Origin of the sequence: Methylobacterium sp. WL18, from assembly GCF_008040015.1 — a bacterium.
GTDB lineage: Bacteria > Pseudomonadota > Alphaproteobacteria > Rhizobiales > Beijerinckiaceae > Methylobacterium > Methylobacterium mesophilicum.
In genome coordinates this window covers 1-17,019 of record NZ_VRVD01000001.1, presented here as the reverse complement: position 1 = coordinate 17,019, position 17,019 = coordinate 1, and the positions used below count along the sequence as shown (strand labels likewise).

16 protein-coding genes and 1 pseudogene are annotated in these 17,019 nt (G+C 63.5%); 7 read left to right on the top strand and 10 right to left on the bottom strand.

Annotated elements, in window-relative coordinates; translation table 11 throughout:
• Positions 1-499: 499 nt before the first annotated feature.
• The 3 genes from FV228_RS34705 to FV228_RS00070 all read right to left on the bottom strand — a co-directional run bounded on the left by FV228_RS34705 (position 500) and on the right by FV228_RS00070 (position 1,904).
• A complete protein-coding gene (locus FV228_RS34705) occupies positions 500-631 on the bottom strand; it encodes a hypothetical protein (protein WP_281406433.1) in 132 nt (43 codons plus the stop codon).
• A gap of 12 nt (positions 632-643) precedes the next feature.
• Positions 644-823, bottom strand: a complete 180-nt coding sequence (locus FV228_RS00075; protein ID WP_147852712.1) for a hypothetical protein — start codon at positions 821-823, stop codon at positions 644-646.
• 526 nt (positions 824-1,349) lie between these two features.
• Positions 1,350-1,904: a PAS domain-containing protein gene (locus FV228_RS00070; RefSeq protein WP_147852711.1), complete on the bottom strand. Its 555-nt coding sequence runs from the start codon at positions 1,902-1,904 to the stop codon at positions 1,350-1,352.
• Positions 1,905-2,080: 176 nt separating this feature from the next.
• On the opposite strand from FV228_RS00070, the gene FV228_RS00065 reads away from it, so the two are divergent.
• The 4 genes from FV228_RS00065 (at position 2,081) to FV228_RS00050 (ending at position 5,286) form a co-directional block, all read left to right on the top strand.
• The gene (locus FV228_RS00065; protein WP_147852710.1) at positions 2,081-2,578 is read left to right on the top strand and encodes a hypothetical protein; all 498 of its coding nucleotides are present in this window, start codon (positions 2,081-2,083) and stop codon (positions 2,576-2,578) included.
• Between the two features lie 479 nt (positions 2,579-3,057).
• On the top strand, positions 3,058-3,879 hold the full coding sequence (locus FV228_RS00060; protein ID WP_147852709.1) for a porin family protein: 822 nt from the start codon (positions 3,058-3,060) through the stop codon (positions 3,877-3,879).
• A 311-nt stretch (positions 3,880-4,190) separates the two neighbouring features.
• Entirely contained in the window at positions 4,191-4,424 is a 234-nt protein-coding gene (locus tag FV228_RS00055) for a hypothetical protein (protein WP_147852708.1), read from the top strand.
• Between the two features lie 292 nt (positions 4,425-4,716).
• Positions 4,717-5,286 (top strand): fasciclin domain-containing protein, encoded by a 570-nt coding sequence (locus tag FV228_RS00050; RefSeq protein WP_147852748.1) that lies wholly within the window; start codon positions 4,717-4,719, stop codon positions 5,284-5,286.
• 66 nt (positions 5,287-5,352) lie between these two features.
• Here the strand turns inward: FV228_RS00050 and FV228_RS00045 are convergent, their stop codons facing one another.
• Together FV228_RS00045 and FV228_RS00040 are read right to left on the bottom strand one after the other, a co-directional pair.
• Positions 5,353-5,613, bottom strand: a complete 261-nt coding sequence (locus tag FV228_RS00045) for a hypothetical protein (protein ID WP_147852707.1) — start codon at positions 5,611-5,613, stop codon at positions 5,353-5,355.
• Between the two features lie 306 nt (positions 5,614-5,919).
• The gene (locus tag FV228_RS00040; RefSeq protein WP_147852706.1) at positions 5,920-6,153 is read right to left on the bottom strand and encodes a hypothetical protein; all 234 of its coding nucleotides are present in this window, start codon (positions 6,151-6,153) and stop codon (positions 5,920-5,922) included.
• Positions 6,154-6,475: 322 nt separating this feature from the next.
• Between FV228_RS00040 and FV228_RS00035 the strand changes: the two genes are divergently transcribed.
• Positions 6,476-6,892, top strand: coding sequence for a heme utilization protein (locus tag FV228_RS00035; protein ID WP_246693765.1), 417 nt, complete (start codon positions 6,476-6,478; stop codon positions 6,890-6,892).
• A 419-nt stretch (positions 6,893-7,311) separates the two neighbouring features.
• Here the strand turns inward: FV228_RS00035 and FV228_RS00030 are convergent, their stop codons facing one another.
• The 3 genes from FV228_RS00030 to FV228_RS32810 all read right to left on the bottom strand — a co-directional run bounded on the left by FV228_RS00030 (position 7,312) and on the right by FV228_RS32810 (position 9,303).
• Positions 7,312-7,545: a hypothetical protein gene (locus tag FV228_RS00030; protein ID WP_147852705.1), complete on the bottom strand. Its 234-nt coding sequence runs from the start codon at positions 7,543-7,545 to the stop codon at positions 7,312-7,314.
• 951 nt (positions 7,546-8,496) lie between these two features.
• Positions 8,497-8,685, bottom strand: a complete 189-nt coding sequence (locus FV228_RS00025; RefSeq protein ID WP_147852704.1) for a hypothetical protein — start codon at positions 8,683-8,685, stop codon at positions 8,497-8,499.
• A 447-nt stretch (positions 8,686-9,132) separates the two neighbouring features.
• A complete protein-coding gene (locus FV228_RS32810) occupies positions 9,133-9,303 on the bottom strand; it encodes a hypothetical protein (protein ID WP_187277566.1) in 171 nt (56 codons plus the stop codon).
• 431 nt (positions 9,304-9,734) lie between these two features.
• Between FV228_RS32810 and FV228_RS00020 the strand changes: the two genes are divergently transcribed.
• Positions 9,735-12,326 carry a hypothetical protein gene (locus FV228_RS00020; protein WP_147852703.1) on the top strand — a complete coding sequence of 864 codons (2,592 nt, stop codon included), beginning with the start codon at positions 9,735-9,737 and terminating at the stop codon, positions 12,324-12,326.
• 126 nt (positions 12,327-12,452) lie between these two features.
• Here FV228_RS00020 and FV228_RS00015 read toward each other — a convergent pair whose 3' ends face one another.
• Together FV228_RS00015 and FV228_RS00010 are read right to left on the bottom strand one after the other, a co-directional pair.
• Positions 12,453-12,650: a hypothetical protein gene (locus FV228_RS00015; protein ID WP_147852702.1), complete on the bottom strand. Its 198-nt coding sequence runs from the start codon at positions 12,648-12,650 to the stop codon at positions 12,453-12,455.
• Between the two features lie 303 nt (positions 12,651-12,953).
• Complete coding sequence (locus FV228_RS00010) at positions 12,954-14,261, bottom strand: hypothetical protein (protein WP_147852701.1); 1,308 nt, start codon at positions 14,259-14,261, stop codon at positions 12,954-12,956.
• A 507-nt stretch (positions 14,262-14,768) separates the two neighbouring features.
• Here FV228_RS00010 and FV228_RS00005 point away from each other — a divergent pair.
• A pseudogene (locus FV228_RS00005) lies at positions 14,769-17,019 on the top strand (glycoside hydrolase TIM-barrel-like domain-containing protein); the annotation flags it as partial.

The following is a 17,019-nucleotide window of genomic DNA, read 5'->3' as shown; positions in this document are numbered from 1 at the left end:
ACGGCCTGCTGAGCAATCAGGACAAGCCGATCTTGTCCTGATTGCTCAGCAGGCCGAAGGCGACGAAGTGATCGTCATCGCTCCGGGCGTATCAAGCAGATTTCGGGACGTGTGAGAGTTTCGGCGACTGCCGGGACCCGAGCGACCAGCTTGACGCAACCGCCCCTTGGGGCCTTCTGAGCGCATCTATGGGCTATTTTCTGCTGTAGGATCTCGCTTCATCTCAGAGATGTCCGAGATGATATCGTGCGGTCGATGGACAGGCAGTTCTCGCGTCTGCGCCGCTCGTCAGCCGCTTCTCGGACTGTCCATCAACCCGAGCCGGATCGCCAGTGCGAGCACGACCGGACCCGTCATGGCGTCCCTACCGTCTACGCGATAGACGTTGGCTGTCCCACGCACCTCCTCCACTCGATGACCACCAGCGCGCAGCACCGCGACGGCTCGACTGATGCGATCTGTCAGCATGGCCCCGATCATCGTTGTCTTGCGGGCGCACCTATTTGACGACACCCGTTCCGATTGTCTCCGCCACGGCGTTGGCTTGATCGCGGGTAAGGCCGGTCACCAGTACGGTCCCGTCCCGGTAGACGGTGTAAGTGCCGTCATCGGTGACGCAGATGCGGATCATCGAGCGATTCCCTCAGATCGCCGAGACGCGATTGATACGGTGGTATCGAGCGGCGCGTTGGCTGGCGCGGGCGTTGTGCAGACGCCGCATCTGGTCCTGCTGCGCCTCATCCTCACGCAGCGGGCCAACCGTGATCGCGGGGTAGACCGGCAGTGTGGTGGTGCTTTCAGACCGAGGCTGCGTGGGCTTCATGGCGACACCCCTCAAAATACTTAAGCAGTCGAGATTAACTGTTCATTCAATATTTGCAACCGAGTGATTGCCCCCGTCACCATGAAAATGGCAGTGCCGTCGAGCCCTCCCAACTAATGTTGGGAGCAACCCCGTTTCTGGCTGCATGGCCTCCTGGAAGCACCCGTCATAGGTCGGCCGCATGTCAGCCGGTCTCGCCCCCCACCCCGCTCTCGAATTCCGTCGCGATCCAGCACGGCGCCGTTGAGAACTTCTCTCCGCATGCCTCGCCTTACCGGTACATACTTCCGGGCCGCTGGGCGCCGATGCGGGACGGGTCGAACATCACCACGATGATTTTCGAGACGGCGGTTGTCCCGGCTGTCATCGAGAAGTTCACGTCGGTCACGGTGCCGCCGACGATCCTGCTCGAAAAGCACCCGGTGGGCGAGCACACCCGGTGGCGACGATCATGTTCTTCGACGCGACGAAAAAAATCAGCGGAGGCAGATACTTAGGTTGCCCAACTCAGGGAGCACGGTACACGTCAGTGAATGCGGTCGCCGGTCTCGGGTGATGTGATGTTTCGCGCAAGCAGGATGCCTGCTGTGAGTAGCGCCTTCCTCAACACCGGCAGCATCTCCTTGGCGTGATCCTGTTCAATGAGACCGTGAGCTACCAGAAGGTAATCTGCGACGAGTTCGAGCGTCGAGCCCGGTGGTGTCGCCGGGTTGGGTGGCGGCGGGACGAAGCGCGCGAGCGTTCCATAGGCCGTCAGAGGTTCGGAGCCGCTGGGGCCGAGTTCCGTCGTCGAGCCGAGGTAGCCGAGGAAGGTGTTGCCCGGCGGCCCGAAGGACGGGACGGCACCGATGATGACCCATGTGTAGCTGCCATCTGAACGGCGCAGCCGGAGACGCAGGCTGTACTCGCTCTGCTGGTCGCGAGCGTTGCGGAGGAAGGCGACGGCGGTTTCGTAATCATCTGAATGGACGCAAGCGAACCAGCCGAGTTCGACAGCTTCGATTGCTGGCTGATCGGTGAACGCGGTCCATTCTGGGCTTACGTAGGTTACGCCCCCCTCAGCATTCGTGACGAAAATCATCTTCAGCGCTCCTGGCTTCGGTCTTGCGGTGACGCTGAAGCCCGAGCGCCAGAAAGTCAGACACATAATCAGATTTTGAAATTAATCGAGCGAGCACCAGTCCAACACCATGGCCGCAAAGCCGAAATTAGATTTTCGAGGAACAATCTTCTGCGAATACAATTTTACTGGCCATCATGGATAATTCAGCCGAGCCCGATCGGGCCATTCTGCAACGGATCGCTGATGCGCTCGGGGTGCCGGTCGAATGGTTTTTTACGGGTAGCTTACCTGTCGATGCGGATGAGTGTCTGCATATCTGGGCCAAGATCAGGACGGAGGAGGGGCGGCGCCGAGCGTTAGAGGCTCTACGGACGATGGCCGATGAGGAACTGGAGCAACAGGCCACGCGAGCCCAACTAAATGGTCGAACCGCTGAAATTCGATCCCATCTGACGGAAGCACAGTATGGTCCGGCTCGCGATCCGGACCGCTTCTTCGATGACGGGATTAAGCCGCGCGAGGAACTCATCCAACAAGTCGCGGCAGAGCTAGTCGATTTCGGAATGCACGTCGTACCGTTTGGTGACGATATGGCTATGTGGAAGGTCGGTGGTATGTCGTTCACCTCTGGCGAACTGTTGGCGTTGGCCCGTCAGTTCGGCCTCGTGGATGAGCCGCGCGGCCAGCATTAACTCCGCACGATGCACTCCGGGATCCGAGTCCCTCATCGTAGTCTTCGGCGTGAAGTTTTCAGGGACTGCGCCTTGTATCCGCAGGGCATGCGGTACCTGGCGCGCGAGTGTAATGCGGATGCCGTTAAACATCGAGCCGCTCGAAGAGCGCCAGATGCTCGGGCGATAAAACCGGAAGTCACAGGTCCCAAGCCCGACCGTACGGACGGACGCTGTAGGCCGCCTGCACGAAGGTGCAAGGCAGCCGCAATTATTTCAACAGATGTGGGGATTAAACAGATCGCCAAATCGTTTACGCCGTCTCATCAAGTCTACGATGGCATCGTTCCTTCAATTTTGGCAATTCGAAAGTTTACGCTGGGCGTTTGACGCCCCAGGACCGGACTATAGGTCTGGGTGTGGCCAGATAGATACATCATTTATAGGATGCACGCGATATCCTACTCCCTGACGACAGACAGGCTAGGGATGATCAAGCTATGAGGAAGCTACCGGCCGCGTTGGCCGCCTTTACCGCCCTCACCACAGTCGCTTCGGCCGCAGACCTACCCCGCCGCGCCCCGCCGCCGATCTTCACCCCCGTGCCGGTGTTCACCTGGACCGGCGCGTATTTCGGTATCAATGCGGGCTACGCCTACACCGAGTCGGACACGATCCGGACCGTGGGTATCGGCACCCTCCAGAACAACGTGACCAACCTGCTCCGCAGCCCGGCGGTCCGCCTGTCGCAGGATGGGTTCTCTGCCGGTGGTCAGGTCGGCTACAACTATCAATTCACGCCGGGCTCCGGCATCGTCGTCGGCGTCGAGGCCGACGCGCAGTACATGGACTTGCAGCGCACGGGCGTGCAGTCGATCTTCCGCCCGGCCTTCAACCCTAACGTCCTGACCAACACCTATCGGACCGATCTCAGCTTCCTCGGCACCGTCCGCGGTCGCGTCGGCTACGCCTTCGATCGGGTGTTCGTGTACGGCACTGGTGGCTTCGCTTACGGCGACGTGACCCAGCGCGTCGGCTTCCAGACCGCCGCGCCGCTGACCTACTTCGGCAGCCGCTCGCGGATGGACACCGGCTACGCCTACGGTGGCGGCATCGAGTACGCCTTGCCGACCGACTCGTTCCTGAACTTCTTCCGGTCGAACGCCGTGACGCTCAAGGCCGAGTACATCCGCTACGACCTCGGCAGTCACAATCTGCTCGTCGGTTCTGTCGGCGGCCCCGGCGTCGGCTACATCTCCCGGTTCCGGACGGAGGGTGGCATCGCCCGCGCTGGCCTGAACTTCAAGTTCGGTTCGTACTGAGGCGGGGACAAGCTACGCCTCGGCGTCCGTGCCGAGGTGATCGCAGCAGGGCAGCGAGGGACTGGTCCTCTTCATCGCCTTCCTGCTGCGAGCGTTTCTATAACTTCGACTGACCTTCTGATCCTCAGCCCGATCAAACTGGCCGGGAGGTCGGTCCGCCCTGGGAGCACTCGCTCCTGGGGTATTTTTTTGATTCGACTTGAGCGCGCAATCCGCGATCGTATTTGGGATTGTCGCTTTCCCGGTAAGGCCGTCTTCACCCTGTCAGCGGAGCCGAGAAACGCAACGTGGGGTGCGTGCGTACCGCGGGTATGATCAGCAAACGTGTCGAACCGACCGAGCCGATGTCCCCGAGTGAGGATGCGCTCACCGATATATCGCAGCGAGAGTTCGTAGCTGGTTGGGCGGCACTGGTGGGAGAACCGCCCGTCATGATGCTCGAAAACCGATCCGAGATGATCCGGGTCCTGGTGGAGAGCACGCCGATCGTACCGTTGGTCGCATCAGTTCCTTTCACTATCGGCGAGCAGGACGAACAAAACTGATGGGTCCACCTTCGATGAGAAGGCAGGGCCTCGGGTTGGTACGCGTCAAGCTGGTGATAGCCGCTGTGATCCTCGTGGTCGCATGCATCATCGCCGCGGTTCGAGCGATCGGGCGGCTGCTGTGATCAAGTCGGGTGCCGCGATACGGTTCAGGCCCATCCCGGCAGTGCTAATAGGCTCACGCTCACCGATCAGTGATGAGGCCGGAGAGCCTACGATCCGAAACCTTTCCGCAGATGGCTCCGTATCAGCCACCATCGCCCCCAACGCAGGGGGAACGGAAGGAAACATGATGTTCAACACCAACACCGGCCGCCGCACGGCCCGGACGTTCGCCCTGACCCTCGCCCTCGGCCTAGGGGCGACCGGTGCAGCCTACGCCAAGAACCCGATGGTCGGCGGCGCGCCGATGTATGCCAGCAAGACCATCGTCGAGAACGCGGTCAACTCCAAGGACCACACCACGCTGGTCGCCGCCGTGAAGGCCGCGGGCCTCGTCGAGACGTTGAGCGGCCCCGGCCCGTTCACGGTGTTCGCACCCACGAACACCGCCTTCGCCAAGCTACCGGCGGGCACCGTGGAGAACCTCGTCCAGCCGCAGAACAAGCCGACCCTGACCAAGATCCTGACCTACCACGTGGTTTCGGGTGTCTACACCGCCAAGGACCTGATGGCGCTGGCCAAGAAGGGCGGCGACCAAGCGACCCTCACCACCGTCCAGGGCGAGCCGCTGGCCGTCTCGGTGCAGGGCAAGAAGGTCCTCATCACCGACGTGAAGGGCGGCACCGCCGTGGTGACCATCCCGAACGTGATGCAGTCGAACGGCGTGATCCACGTCGTCAACGCCGTGCTGATGCCCTGATCGCGATGGCGGCGCGGCATTTGTCGCGCCGCCCCCTTGGCTACTCAGGTAGCTTCCCGCAGGCGGTCACTCGGAACGCTCAAACAGCGCTTTCAACAGCGCCGCGTGTAAATTCGAGCGTGGCACCACCGGGGGGATCGCGTCGAGTAAGGGTGCCAACCACCGCTCCCAGACCCGTATCCGGTCGGCCATTCGCGCATCGGTTGTAGCTTGACGCGCCACCTCTGCACGGTCCCATGCGTCGAGGCTGCCGAGCACATATTCGGCGGCGCGAAGGTCAGGATCGACGCTGGCTTTTATACTGAGGTCGCTTCCGTCTTCGATCACCGGACCTCCTCCATCGGGTATGCAGAGATCCGCGGTCTCCCATCAAAATCGATCACCCCTAAGATCTGACATCCGGATCCGGCCTACGATCCATGCAGCGCCCCTGGTCGCGTAGGGATAGGCCGATCGCTCGGAGAAGAGGCCGTCAGAGGACGACACGATCCAGCGGTAGAAGCCCCGGTACACAGGGCAGGGCATCACCGCGAGCCTGTACGTGCGCGACAAGGCGTCAGCCTCGTAATCGGGCGGAACGACAGAGGGTGAGAGGGCTCCACCGGAGCCCTCCCGATGCTGGCAGTGATCGCCTCACATGCGATGCATCATCCGCTTGCGCATCATGCGGCGGTGCATCATCCGCTTATGCATCATGCGCTTCTTCATCATCATGCGGTCGCCGTGCATCATCCGGACCTGCGTGACATCCGACTGGCCAGTCTGAAGACCGCTTACCGGAACTGGAGCCGCCGACACGGTGCCGACACTGAGGGTGAAGCTGCCGAGCAGGGTTGCCGCAGCGAGAGCGAAGGTGGTCTTCCTCATCATGTTCTCCTGAGTTCGGCGGGCGCGTCGGCTCACAGCCAGAAAGGCTGGGGAACCGCACGCCCCGGCACGACGCCGAAGCATGGCGTCAGCGGTCCCCTACGATCGTGATCGCGCCAGAGTTTCACCACTCGAACCGATGAAGCGATGAATTTCTATCGTACGATCAGATACGATTGGGTCTGCGTCGGGGGCTTCATGATGAGGGAAGCTTAAGCTTACTCATGGGCTTGATCACGGAAGAAAATTGATTTTGGCCACAGCCGAAACTGTTGAGCGGATGCGTTCGTATAATCGGAAATGTGTCCAATCATCGAGGTTGATGGTGAAGCAAAATTTGATGCTATCGATGGCCCGTATTTCCGTGCCGATCCTCGCGATCGCTATCTCGGCGGGCCTCCTCTGTCCGGCTGATGCCGCGGTGAGGAAAGTGAAGATACCGAACCAGTACGACGGCTCGTGGACGATCATTGCCGCGACGGCCCAGGGGCCATGCTCAGCCAGCACGAGCTATCAGGTGCAAATCAAGGGTAGCGACGCGTCAATCCCCGGCGATGAGATCGACATCGATGGTGGTGTAGCCGCTGGGGGCGCAGTGAAGGCGACGATCACCAAGGGGGCTAACAGGGTGCCGATTGCCGGGAGCCTCAGCACGAAGGGCAGCGGCAGCGGCACTTGGAGAACGTCCGGTGGGCTGATCGAGTGTAGCGGCAGTTGGAGCGCTAAGCGGGCGGGGTAGCGGAAGCTGCCCCGCACCTATTCGCGACAAAGTCAGTCAGACCGTCTTTCCCCTCGGCGCATTCTTGCCAGGCGTTGATCGCTGCCGTCCAGCGCGCAGGTTGTGAACGTCGCTGGGAGCCCTTCCGTCGTGAGCAGTTTGCTGATCCATGGCCACAGTTCCTCCGCCCAGTCTCTCTGAGTCAGGCCCGTTCGGCGGGGCCAACAGCCTCGAAGGCTCTCTCGCCGACCACCTCGCGTTCTGCGCTTCGTGGCTCGCGGACGAGCGGTACGTTGTTGAGGCTACCTTCGTCTTGGCTGAGGCGCGGAGGGTTCAAATGGAAGTGCTGCGGGGCGTCGCCGATGCCACTGGCGATCGGCTGGGCACGCTCATGGATGAGCCGCTCGCCGTTAGGACGCTTTAACCCATGAAGGCTCCCGTCACTCAGCCAGGAGGCTCTCGATTAGCTCCTGATGCATGCGGCTGAGCACGATGGTGCGGTCGATCTCGCTCAGGACGTGCTCGGCATAGACACGCGCAGGCGAGCCTTGGGCCAGCCCCGACAGGATGCGCATCTGCTGTTCGCGCCGCTCTTCAGCCTCGGCGACCTGCAATACTGCTTGGAAGAGCGGGTCGTGCAGGTACTCATCGGAACGGGAGAGCATAGCAGTCACGAAAGCATCCATAGCGCTGCCCCGCCGCCCATCGTTTCAGGGCTGGCGGGGCGTCGTGCCGTTCCTCACGGCGATGGGACTGGGTACGCGACACAGCCCAGGGTGCACAGTGGTCGAGGACGGTTATCGGATACAGAACGGCTACGCTTGAAGGGGTCCCAGATCGGGATGCCAGTCGGTCCAGCCCGAGATGGACGGACTGCAACAAGTCATAGTTCTACATCCTAGCCGTTCCACCGGGAGCGGCAGCATGGTGCTTGATCGGCAAATCGCCGTGGCGTTCGGGGGACTGGGGCGGTAGCGGACCATCAGCGCGTTGCGTCGAAGCATGCTTCCGGTGCCAATTCGCGCAGTGAGTTATGCCGCTGATCTCAATCGTTCCAGTCAGGAAGACGAGCGCCCCGGCGCCTACCATGGTGCCGACGAAGCCGAGCCAGAGCGCTTCGTGGACGGCCTCCTTCCGCGCTGAGGCTCGCTCCCACTGCGCAGGTACGAACGCCTGTTCGGCGACGAGGATCAGGCAGGACCAAAGCATGGCAGTTCGCTAAATGCTCGGCGCGGGGGCCTGTTCCGCAGGTTTGCACGTAGCGGTAAACCGTCTGTGTGCGGTCCGACCTACCGCCCACGAAGTGGCACACCGTCGATTAGATCACCGCTGGAGCCGCACCGTGCGTTACCAGCCGTGTTGGCTTCCAGGCCGATCCTGCCGAATGGCAACGAAGTAGACGATGGCGGCGGGGGTTAGGAGGGGCAGGGGACCGGAAGACGCATAATAGACCTCTATCGTTTGATATGAGGTATTTAGGCGTGAAAAGACCCCCGCAACCCAACTACGGGCGGCGAGGGTTGAAGTAGTCCTCGGAGAAAAATCTACGGAGAAGTCGTTGAGAGGAAGGACTTCACGCCGATACCGTATGCGGTGTGTCTGGCGAAATCAATATCCAGTCGCCATCAAAATCGCGGCACCGAGCGAGTTCGCCGGATGTGGACGCTGACGCGGTGCTTCTCCGTGACCGGCAGGATCGCCGAGATCTCACCAACTGGGCATGGGTTGAACGGGATCTCGCCGTGCTCGAAGAACCAGTCGCGTGCCGTGTTGATCGGCCCAATCTTCCCGATCCGTTCGTCGGACGAGGTCATCCGCCCGCGGCAGCGTCGTAGTAGCCCTTCGAGATGTGCTTCTCGATGACGTTCTTCGAGGCGACAACGAACTCGATCTTCTCGGCCGTGTCTTCGGCATCAAGGTGGTCCTTCAGACCCTACTCCGTCACGATGATCTCGTCCTTGGCGTTCGGCACGCTGAAGACGACGGAGATATCGTCGTGCGACCGGGCGTACCGAGCGAAATCCGGGGCGTGGGGAGGGTTTCACCTGCTTCGTTGAAACGGGGTGGTATCTCGGCTCAACGGCCGCCCGTGGGGCTGTGCGCGCACCTGCGGTGCGATCTACTCCATGTCGATCTCGCCCGTGTCCGTGAGAAGATCGAGACGACTTCGTGCGGTCAGGAGGTCGTGGGCGAACCCGTCGAGGCGCACCATCGCCCGGTGTATCGCGGCTGCCAAGCCGTAGAGCGACCGTAACCCGGTCCTACTCGCCCATGAGCCCCAACCGCCGCGCCTCGTCGAGGAGTTCGGCGCCGGTCATCACCTCACCGTTCACCCGCCATAGCGTGGGATCCTCGTCGAAGCGCTCGACCATGAAGTCGGCCGCAACGAGAACCTCCACGGCCTTCAGGGTAGGATCGTCGCCTTCGATCATGCCGCGAGGCTACCTTGATCACGGGAGGCGCGCGATCCGTCATCGTACCCAAGGGGCGGTACTGGATCGTCATCACCACGATGATCTTCGTGCGTATCGAGGGGTAGGCGCGACAGGCGCGCCCACCCGCTCGCGACGACGCGCTTGAGCCGCCCGAGATCCTCGGGCCGCTCTACCACGCCGCCGGGCTGCGCCACGAAGTCTTCGGCTCGAAGTTCACGCGCGATTTGCACGAGGAAATTGACCGGATGAGATCGCGCACGTCATGTTTGTCGTGCCTGCGGCTCCGGGAGACGGGCTGAGGCGGATCCAAGACCTCAAATCCCGTTACGAAATACCTCTCATATATAGGTCCTTTCGTAACGCATTTTCTTCATCCCCAAGCCCCGTCTGAGCTACGAAGGGCGCATATTCGAGACGAGACATACTTCGTGCAGCAAATCGATTTCGTGAACGCGCCCGGCGGCGCGGGCAAGACCTACGGCGCAACCGACGACATGAAGGCGCGCGTTGTCCGGGGCGAGAAGATCATCCTCGTCCAGTTAATCAACCGGCTGATCTGCGAGACCGTCGAGACCACGTTCACGCGCCTCGGCATCGACCCGAGCCACGTCACCGAGATCTCCGAACGCACGCGGCCGAAAGGCGCCATCACCAAGGCCGTGATCGACCACATCAACAACGCGGTCGAGGGCCGCGGCGAGATCCTGGTGATCACTCATGCCGCCTTCATCCGCCTCGCCGAGACGTACGCCTCGTTCCGAGATGGCTGGACCGTGATCATCGACGAGGCCCTGGACGTGCAGGAAGCGTTCTCCTTCAAGCTGCCGGACACGCACGCCTTCGTGACGGAGCACCTGGAGATCACGCGCTCGACCGACCCGAGCTATTGGACGATCGGCAAGAAGATCGGTTCGAGGAAGCTCGACGACATCGCGCGCAACCACGGCAAAGACGAAGTCTACGAGCGCATGCAGCCGTTCGCGGCGGCCGTCGTGTCGAACCACCGGGTCGTCTACGTCCAGGCGGCCCGGTACAACGCTCTCATCACCGAGGCCGACGTGCACGGTGTCCCGCGCCGGTTGGATGCCTTCTCGGTCCTCAACCCTTCCGTGCTCAAGGGTTGGCGACAGGTCATCGTCATGGCGGCGAACTTCAGCAACACCCTGATGTACCTCCTGTGGTCACGCATGTGGGCCGAGCACGTGGTGTTCCGCGACATCACCTCGACCTTCTCGCTGCGCTACACCGAGCACGGCAACGGCCACCTGCTCGACATCGACTTCGCCTACGACGGGCGCTGGTCGAAGACGTTCGCGAACAAAGAGATCGCGGGTGATGCGGCTGGGCGCACACATCTTGATGCATTCGTGGACGCGGTTCACGAGCGGGTCGGGGATCAACCGATCGCGGTCTTGGCCAACAACGGCCACGTCGGCGTCGAGAAGTGCTTCGTGGGCGGCGTGCGTTTGCCCCCCTTCGCGCACGGGCTCAACACGTTCCAGCACCTCGACGCCGCCGTCCTGCTGCTGGCAGCCAACCCGAAGCCCGACCTCATCGCCTTCCTGAAGCACATCGCCGATTTGAGCGATGACGAGGTCTTCACCGCCTTTCACCAGCAGGTGATCTACCAGGGCGCCCTGCGCATCAGCCTGCGCGACCCTGACAGCACGACCCGGAAGATCCTGTACGTGCCGGATCGCTCGACGGCCGAGTATCTGCACGGCCTCTTCCCCGGCTCCCGGCTCCACCGGCTTGAACTCGGCCTGCCCGAACACGCGGTTCGTCAATCGCAGACCGGGCGGCCTAAGATCCATGCTTCGGGTCCGGACCGTCAGCGCGCCTACCGCGAACGCCAGGACTACGAGAAGGTCGTCCGGCTGGAACGCGAACTGCGCCTGAAGCTCGTCAACGGGTGCGGCATCGCAGATCGGGACGTGGCTCAGGCCACCCTCATCGCCGAGACGATGGAGGAGACCCTGAACATCGCGGACACCACGATCGACTGCGAGAAGTTCCACGGCACGTACTTCGACGCCGACCTTCACGAGAACGTCGGTCACGTCGAGCCCTGCGCCTCGTTCGACGGCGTCGTGGCGGACTTCCGCGACCTCTCGCAGGAGAGGCACGCGCGCAAGGAGGACTGCTGGCTCTGGAGCCCAGCGTACTTCGTGCCGATCACGCGCAACGATAACCCGCAGGGCAAGCGCTGCGGCTACGTCAACATGGCCTACGCACGCCACATCATCCTCGACAACGATGGTGGCGACCTCTCACCCGAGCAGTTCGCGGCGCTGTTCCCCGGCTTGAGGATGATGATCTACTCGACGTGGTCCTCGACCGCGACGCTGCCGAAGTGGCGCGTGATCATCGAGACCGACCATGTTCTCGACATCGAAGGGTACGCCCTCGTCACCGCCAGGATCATCGCTCTGCTCAACGATCAGGGCTACTTCCACGCCGACGAGATCGGGAAGGACCCGGCTGTGTCGCGCCGCAAGGACTTCATGGGCGCTCACGGCTTCGATCGTTCGAAGCTCAACCCGGTCGCACGACTGTTTGTCCCGAGCCTGGGTGCCTATCCCGCGGACGCCTTCTTCCACGATTTCGCCGGGGGGCAACGCACGGCGCTGCCGGTGTTCGAGTGGATCGAGATGTGCCCAGTTCCCGAACGACCGGCCATCCTGCCCATGCGGTCTCCCGCAGCACCGATGGCTCCGAACCCGAAGGCGGATCCGCGCCTTCAACGGCTTCAAACGGCGCTGTTCGCGCAGCAGACCATCAAGTTCGTGCGCAAGAAAGAGTTCAGGATCGAGGCTGCGCTCGACTGGTGGACGCTGGAAGGCGATCGGAATGGACAGCGCGACCGCAACTTCTGCCGCCTCGCCGGGCGTCTCCGCTGGGCCGGGTGTGATCGATCAGAGTTCGAGATCAATCTCATGGCCGCCGCCGTTGCAGCCCGGCGTTCGTCTGCCTCACTCAAGGGCAAGATCCCGCGCCTCTGGAAGATGGTCACGCGTTGAACATCTTCGCCGTCAGTCAGGCGCGCCGGATCGTCCTCACGACGAGATCGCGCAATACATGGGTCTCTGCATCATCGAGGCTGTACCGACCGATGAGCGCCTGGATGGTGGCCTCCTGCGATGCCCTTAGGCTTGCTCCACGGAGATCAACTCCATGATCGTCGCCGTGACGGCCATCGTCTCCACGTCGTCCAGGTCGTGTCGATCGGCGAGATGCCGGAGCGCCGCCTCCAGGCCGTCGCAAATGAAGATCCCCGTGAACTCTGGATCCCAGGTCGCGTCCTGGGGCATCTTCACGGCGGCGGTCTCGGCGGCCAGGGTCATACGGGCGATCCACCAATTGGATAGGAAACGAGCCGCCGGGCTCCGGGTGATCGGTGGCATGCCACGGCCTAACCCATGTGAAAACCGTCCGCCTCCATCTGGGTTGGGTTCGAAGCTCGGCGTGACGCGACCCATGGCCCTCTATCGCCCTGAGGTTGGTCAAACCATCCGACATCAGGGGGCCGATCGCGCCCATCGCGTCGGCCATACCGTATCATTCGCCGACAGGTTGGAAGCCGTGAACTTCGAGGCGATCGCAATGCCCTTGGAGAGGCAGCCAGCGACCGGCCTCGTCCCTGGCGCTCATCCCGAGTCCTCCGGATCCTTCTGCTTGGCATAGGATGCGACATCGGCGGCCATTCGAGCCCATCTGTCGTCTAACGCCACATGGACATCCGGCCGCTCGATCCGGTGGGCGTGCTTATCTTGGATCGGCGCCATGTGCCCGGCCGCGCCCTCCCGAACCCACGCCTCAATTGCAGCCAGCTTGTCGTCGATCGGCACGTGATGCTCGACCTCCTGGGGCGGCGGCTTGGGATGTCGGGCAGCCCACTCCTCCATTGTCATCTTGGGCTGCCACGAGGGCCGGTAGTGAAATGGGGTCGGGGCACCCAAGTCTTCCACCGGAGGCAACGGTTCCTCATCCGTCTCGGGCTCAGGATCAGGCTCGACAATGAACTCCGCGATGGGATCCGAATCGATCACCTCCAGGATGGGCTCAGGAGCCTCCAGGACAGCCGTCTCGACCGAATTGCTTTCCTGGTCAGGCTCAGGGTGGACGACCTCCAGCGCGGCTGTGGAAGCCTCCACCGGCCCTTCATCCGAGGAGTGGGTGTAAGATTTTACACCCCTAAGCGGGCTTTCATACTCAATCCCTTCGGAATTCAGATTTAAGTGGTTTTCGAGAGGGTTAGCGAATTTGCTGCCGTTGAGCTTCAACTGGTATGCCAGAATTTCGGGGCAGTCGGTTGTGATGCGATTTGAGATCGACCGGCGGGTCTCGGGACAGATTCGACGCTCGATGTTGAGTTCGCGGCGCGCGCTGGCATAGCGCAGCATGCCCTGGACGCTGCTCTCGGAGGTTCCCGCGGACCGGGCGATAAGCTTGATCGGACGGGTGCACTCGCCGTACTGGGCGATATCGAGCAGGACGATCGAGAACGCGCATTGGTGAGCGGGGGAATACCACCCCCATGTGTCCGCGGGGCACTTGCCCATTTTGGCCTGGGCGAGGGGATAATGGCGGTCCGCTCGAATTTGATGTGCGGTCTTGGGCGGCTTCCGGCGGGAGCGATCCGGCACAAGCAGAGTGACTGACTCGGGCTTCTTAAGCCGGGTCACGAACTTCGGCATCGCCACGCCAGAACGCTGGAACACCATTGCTCCGCCCTCGAAGCGATCGTGCTCCTCTACCGCCGAGCGGGTATGCCGCTCCCGCCGGGCCTCAATCTCTTCGAGCCAGATACCAAAGGTCTCGTCGTCGAGTTTCCCGCGCTGGTTTGCCTCGGCGGAATCCCGGTACAGGGTCCCCGACTTGGCAGGCCAACAGCCCTTAGGAATTGCCTCGATCCACTGCCGGATTTTGATCCGGTCTCTAAGCTTCAGATCCACGACTCAAACCCCTAATTGGGGCCGTTCGGGCACGGGTTCGCAATCTCTCGCGAAGAACTTCGCGAAAGTGGTTGCAGGCTCCCCGTGGAGTCAGTAGCTTGGGGGCTGGAAATCGACCCCCTTTCTACGACTCCCGCTCTACGGGACGAAAAGGCCGCCCTTGCCGGGGCGGCTTTTTCGTTTCTGGATAGCGTCCTCTACGGCATCAGACACGACTCTTCGGCCCACGCGAGATCCGGGGCTCAGTTCGCGCAAGCCTGGACGGGACGCGGCAGCGGCGCAAGTGCCTGGGACTGCGTGAGATTTTCGGTATACGAAATTGAACTCGGACCGGTGATGCATTGGTTCACACGCATAAGTTGCGTCCGGCGCGGCAGCGCGGTGAAGAATATCCACTTGGGGGCCGTGTGACAGGAATGGCCGTGTGGCCCTCATGAAACTGTCCCTTAGACTTGTTCCACTCTGCCTCTAAGGCGTCTGTAAGGCTTTGAAGTATAAGATTGGTTTGCCTCCACGGAGGGCGATCCCATCCCGCGGGTCTACGGGCGGGCGAAGATCGGCGGCAGCCTGATCTGGGCGACGCGCGCCCGCGAGGTCGCCAACACGACGGTGGAGCGCGCGGCCTCCGCCTCCAAGGGCGCGGGCGGCCAGAAGACCGTGCGCACCCGCTACGCCTACTTCGCCAACCTCGCGGTCGGCCTGTGCGAGGGCGAGATCGCGATGGTCCGCCGGATCTGGGCGGACGGCAGGGAGATCGATCAGGTTGGGATCACCCTGCGGGTCCATGCCGGCGGCCCCGACCAGGCGCCGGACCCGCTGATCGTCGCGAAAGAAGGCGCCGAGAACGCCCCGGCCTATCGCGGCCTCGCCTACGTGGTGTTCGAGAACCTGCCGCTCGCCGATTTCGGCAACCGCGTGCCGCAGTTCGCCTTCGAGGTGGTCCGCCCGGTCAACGGCCTGTACCACCGGATCCGCGCCGTCGACCTGATCCCGGGGGCCGGCGAGTTCGCCCTCGATCCGAACCGCGTCACCGTCGATCTCGGCCTCGGCCGGACCGAGGCGGCCAACCGGCACCAGCTCCAGCGCGCCACCGACGTCACCGCCTCCCTCGACGCGCTTCAGGCCCTGTGCCCGAACCTGCGCCGGGTCGCCGTGGTGGCGACGTGGTTCGGCACCGATCTGCGCGCCGGCGCCTGCCGGGTGGTGCCGAAGGTCGAGACCCGGGGCAAGCGCACCACGCCGGAGGCCTGGAGCGTCGCCGGGATCACCCGCGACAAGGCGGACGTGGTCTCGACCCTGCCGGACGGTACGCCCGCCTATGGCGGCACCCCCTCGGATGCCGGTCTGACCCGGCTGGTGGCCGAGCTCGCCGCCCGCGGCCTGGACGTGCTGCTCTACCCGTTCGTGATGATGGACGTACCGGCCGACAACGGCCTGCCCGATCCGCGCGTGCCCGGTGGAACCCAGCCGCCCTATCCCTGGCGCGGGCGCATCACCTGCGACCCGGCCCCGGGCGTCTCCGGAAGCCCGGACGGCACCGCCGCCGCGGAGGCGCAGGTCCAGGGTTTCTTCGCGAACGGCTACCGCGCGGCGGTGCTGCATTATGCCGGCCTCGCAGCCCTGTGGGCGGCCTCCGGTGTCCGGATCGCCGGCTTCGTGATCGGCAGCGAGCTCGTCGGCCTCACCCGGGTGCAGGGTGCCGCCGGCTACCCGGCTGTCCAGGCCCTCCGGTCCCTCGCCGCGGATCTGCGCGGCCGGCTCGGGTCCGGCGTCACGCTGGTCTACGGCGCGGACTGGACCGAGTACGGCGCCCATGTCCGGGACGGGGGCACCACGATCCGCTTCCCGCTGGACGACCTGTTCGCCGACCCCAACATCGGCGCGGTCGGGATCGACTGGTATCCGCCGGTCACCGATTGGCGCGACGCGCCGGAGCACGCCGACCTCGCGGTCGCGGGCGACATCGCCGACCGCGCCTACCTGAAGGCCCGGGTCGCCTCCGGCGAGGCGTTCGACTGGTACTACGCCGACGCCGCCGGGCGCGCCGCCCAGGACCGCCGGCCGATCCGGGACGGCGCCTACGGCAAGCCGTGGATCTTCCGGCCCAAGGACCTCATCGGCTGGTGGTCGAACCCGCATGTCGAGCGCGACGGCGGCGTCGAGACCCGGGCCACCGCCTGGGTGCCGAAGGCCAAGCCGATCTGGCTCACCGAGGTCGGGGTGCCGGCGGTGGACAAGGGCACCAACGGCCCCAACGTCTTCCCCGACCCGAAATCCGCCGAGGGCGCCTACCCGCCGGAATCGCGGGCCCTGCGCGACGAGCTGATCCAGCTGCGCGGGCTCGAGGCCGTGATCGCCCGGTTCGACCCGGAAGCGGCGGGCTTCGCGGAGGCCGACAACCCGGTCTCGCCGGTCTATGGCGGCCGGATGGTCGATCCGGGATCGATCTTCGTCTGGTCCTGGGACGCGCGGCCGTTCCCCGCCTTCCCGGCGGTTCAGAAGGTCTGGGCCGACACCGCCAACTGGCGGGTCGGCCATTGGATCACGGGACGGATCGAGGGCTGCGACCTCGACCTGCTGGTCCTGAAGATCCTGGCGGAGCTCGGCTTCGACGCGCCGGTCGCCGTGGAGGCCGCCGCCTTCCTCGACGGCTACGTCGTCGACCGGCCGCTCTCGGCACGCGCCGCCCTGGAGACCCTGGCGCAGGTCTACGGCCTCGACGTCTCGGCGGTGGCCGGGCGCCTGCACCTGCGCGGGC

Bases quoted from the DNA above. Each gene is read 5' to 3' on its own strand.
- FV228_RS00070 (WP_147852711.1), bottom strand. From the start codon at position 1,904: ATGATTTTCGTCACGAATGCTGAGGGGGGCGTAACCTACGTAAGCCCA.
- FV228_RS00040 (WP_147852706.1), bottom strand. From the start codon at position 6,153: ATGAGGAAGACCACCTTCGCTCTCGCTGCGGCAACCCTGCTCGGCAGC.
- FV228_RS00065 (WP_147852710.1), top strand. From the start codon at position 2,081: ATGGATAATTCAGCCGAGCCCGATCGGGCCATTCTGCAACGGATCGCT.
- FV228_RS34705 (WP_281406433.1), bottom strand. From the start codon at position 631: ATGATCCGCATCTGCGTCACCGATGACGGCACTTACACCGTCTACCGG.
- FV228_RS00055 (WP_147852708.1), top strand. From the start codon at position 4,191: ATGATCAGCAAACGTGTCGAACCGACCGAGCCGATGTCCCCGAGTGAG.
- FV228_RS00075 (WP_147852712.1), bottom strand. From the start codon at position 823: ATGAAGCCCACGCAGCCTCGGTCTGAAAGCACCACCACACTGCCGGTC.
- FV228_RS00015 (WP_147852702.1), bottom strand. From the start codon at position 12,650: ATGACCCTGGCCGCCGAGACCGCCGCCGTGAAGATGCCCCAGGACGCG.
- FV228_RS00025 (WP_147852704.1), bottom strand. From the start codon at position 8,685: ATGACCTCGTCCGACGAACGGATCGGGAAGATTGGGCCGATCAACACG.
- FV228_RS32810 (WP_187277566.1), bottom strand. From the start codon at position 9,303: ATGATCGAAGGCGACGATCCTACCCTGAAGGCCGTGGAGGTTCTCGTT.
- FV228_RS00050 (WP_147852748.1), top strand. From the start codon at position 4,717: ATGTTCAACACCAACACCGGCCGCCGCACGGCCCGGACGTTCGCCCTG.
- FV228_RS00035 (WP_246693765.1), top strand. From the start codon at position 6,476: ATGGTGAAGCAAAATTTGATGCTATCGATGGCCCGTATTTCCGTGCCG.
- FV228_RS00060 (WP_147852709.1), top strand. From the start codon at position 3,058: ATGAGGAAGCTACCGGCCGCGTTGGCCGCCTTTACCGCCCTCACCACA.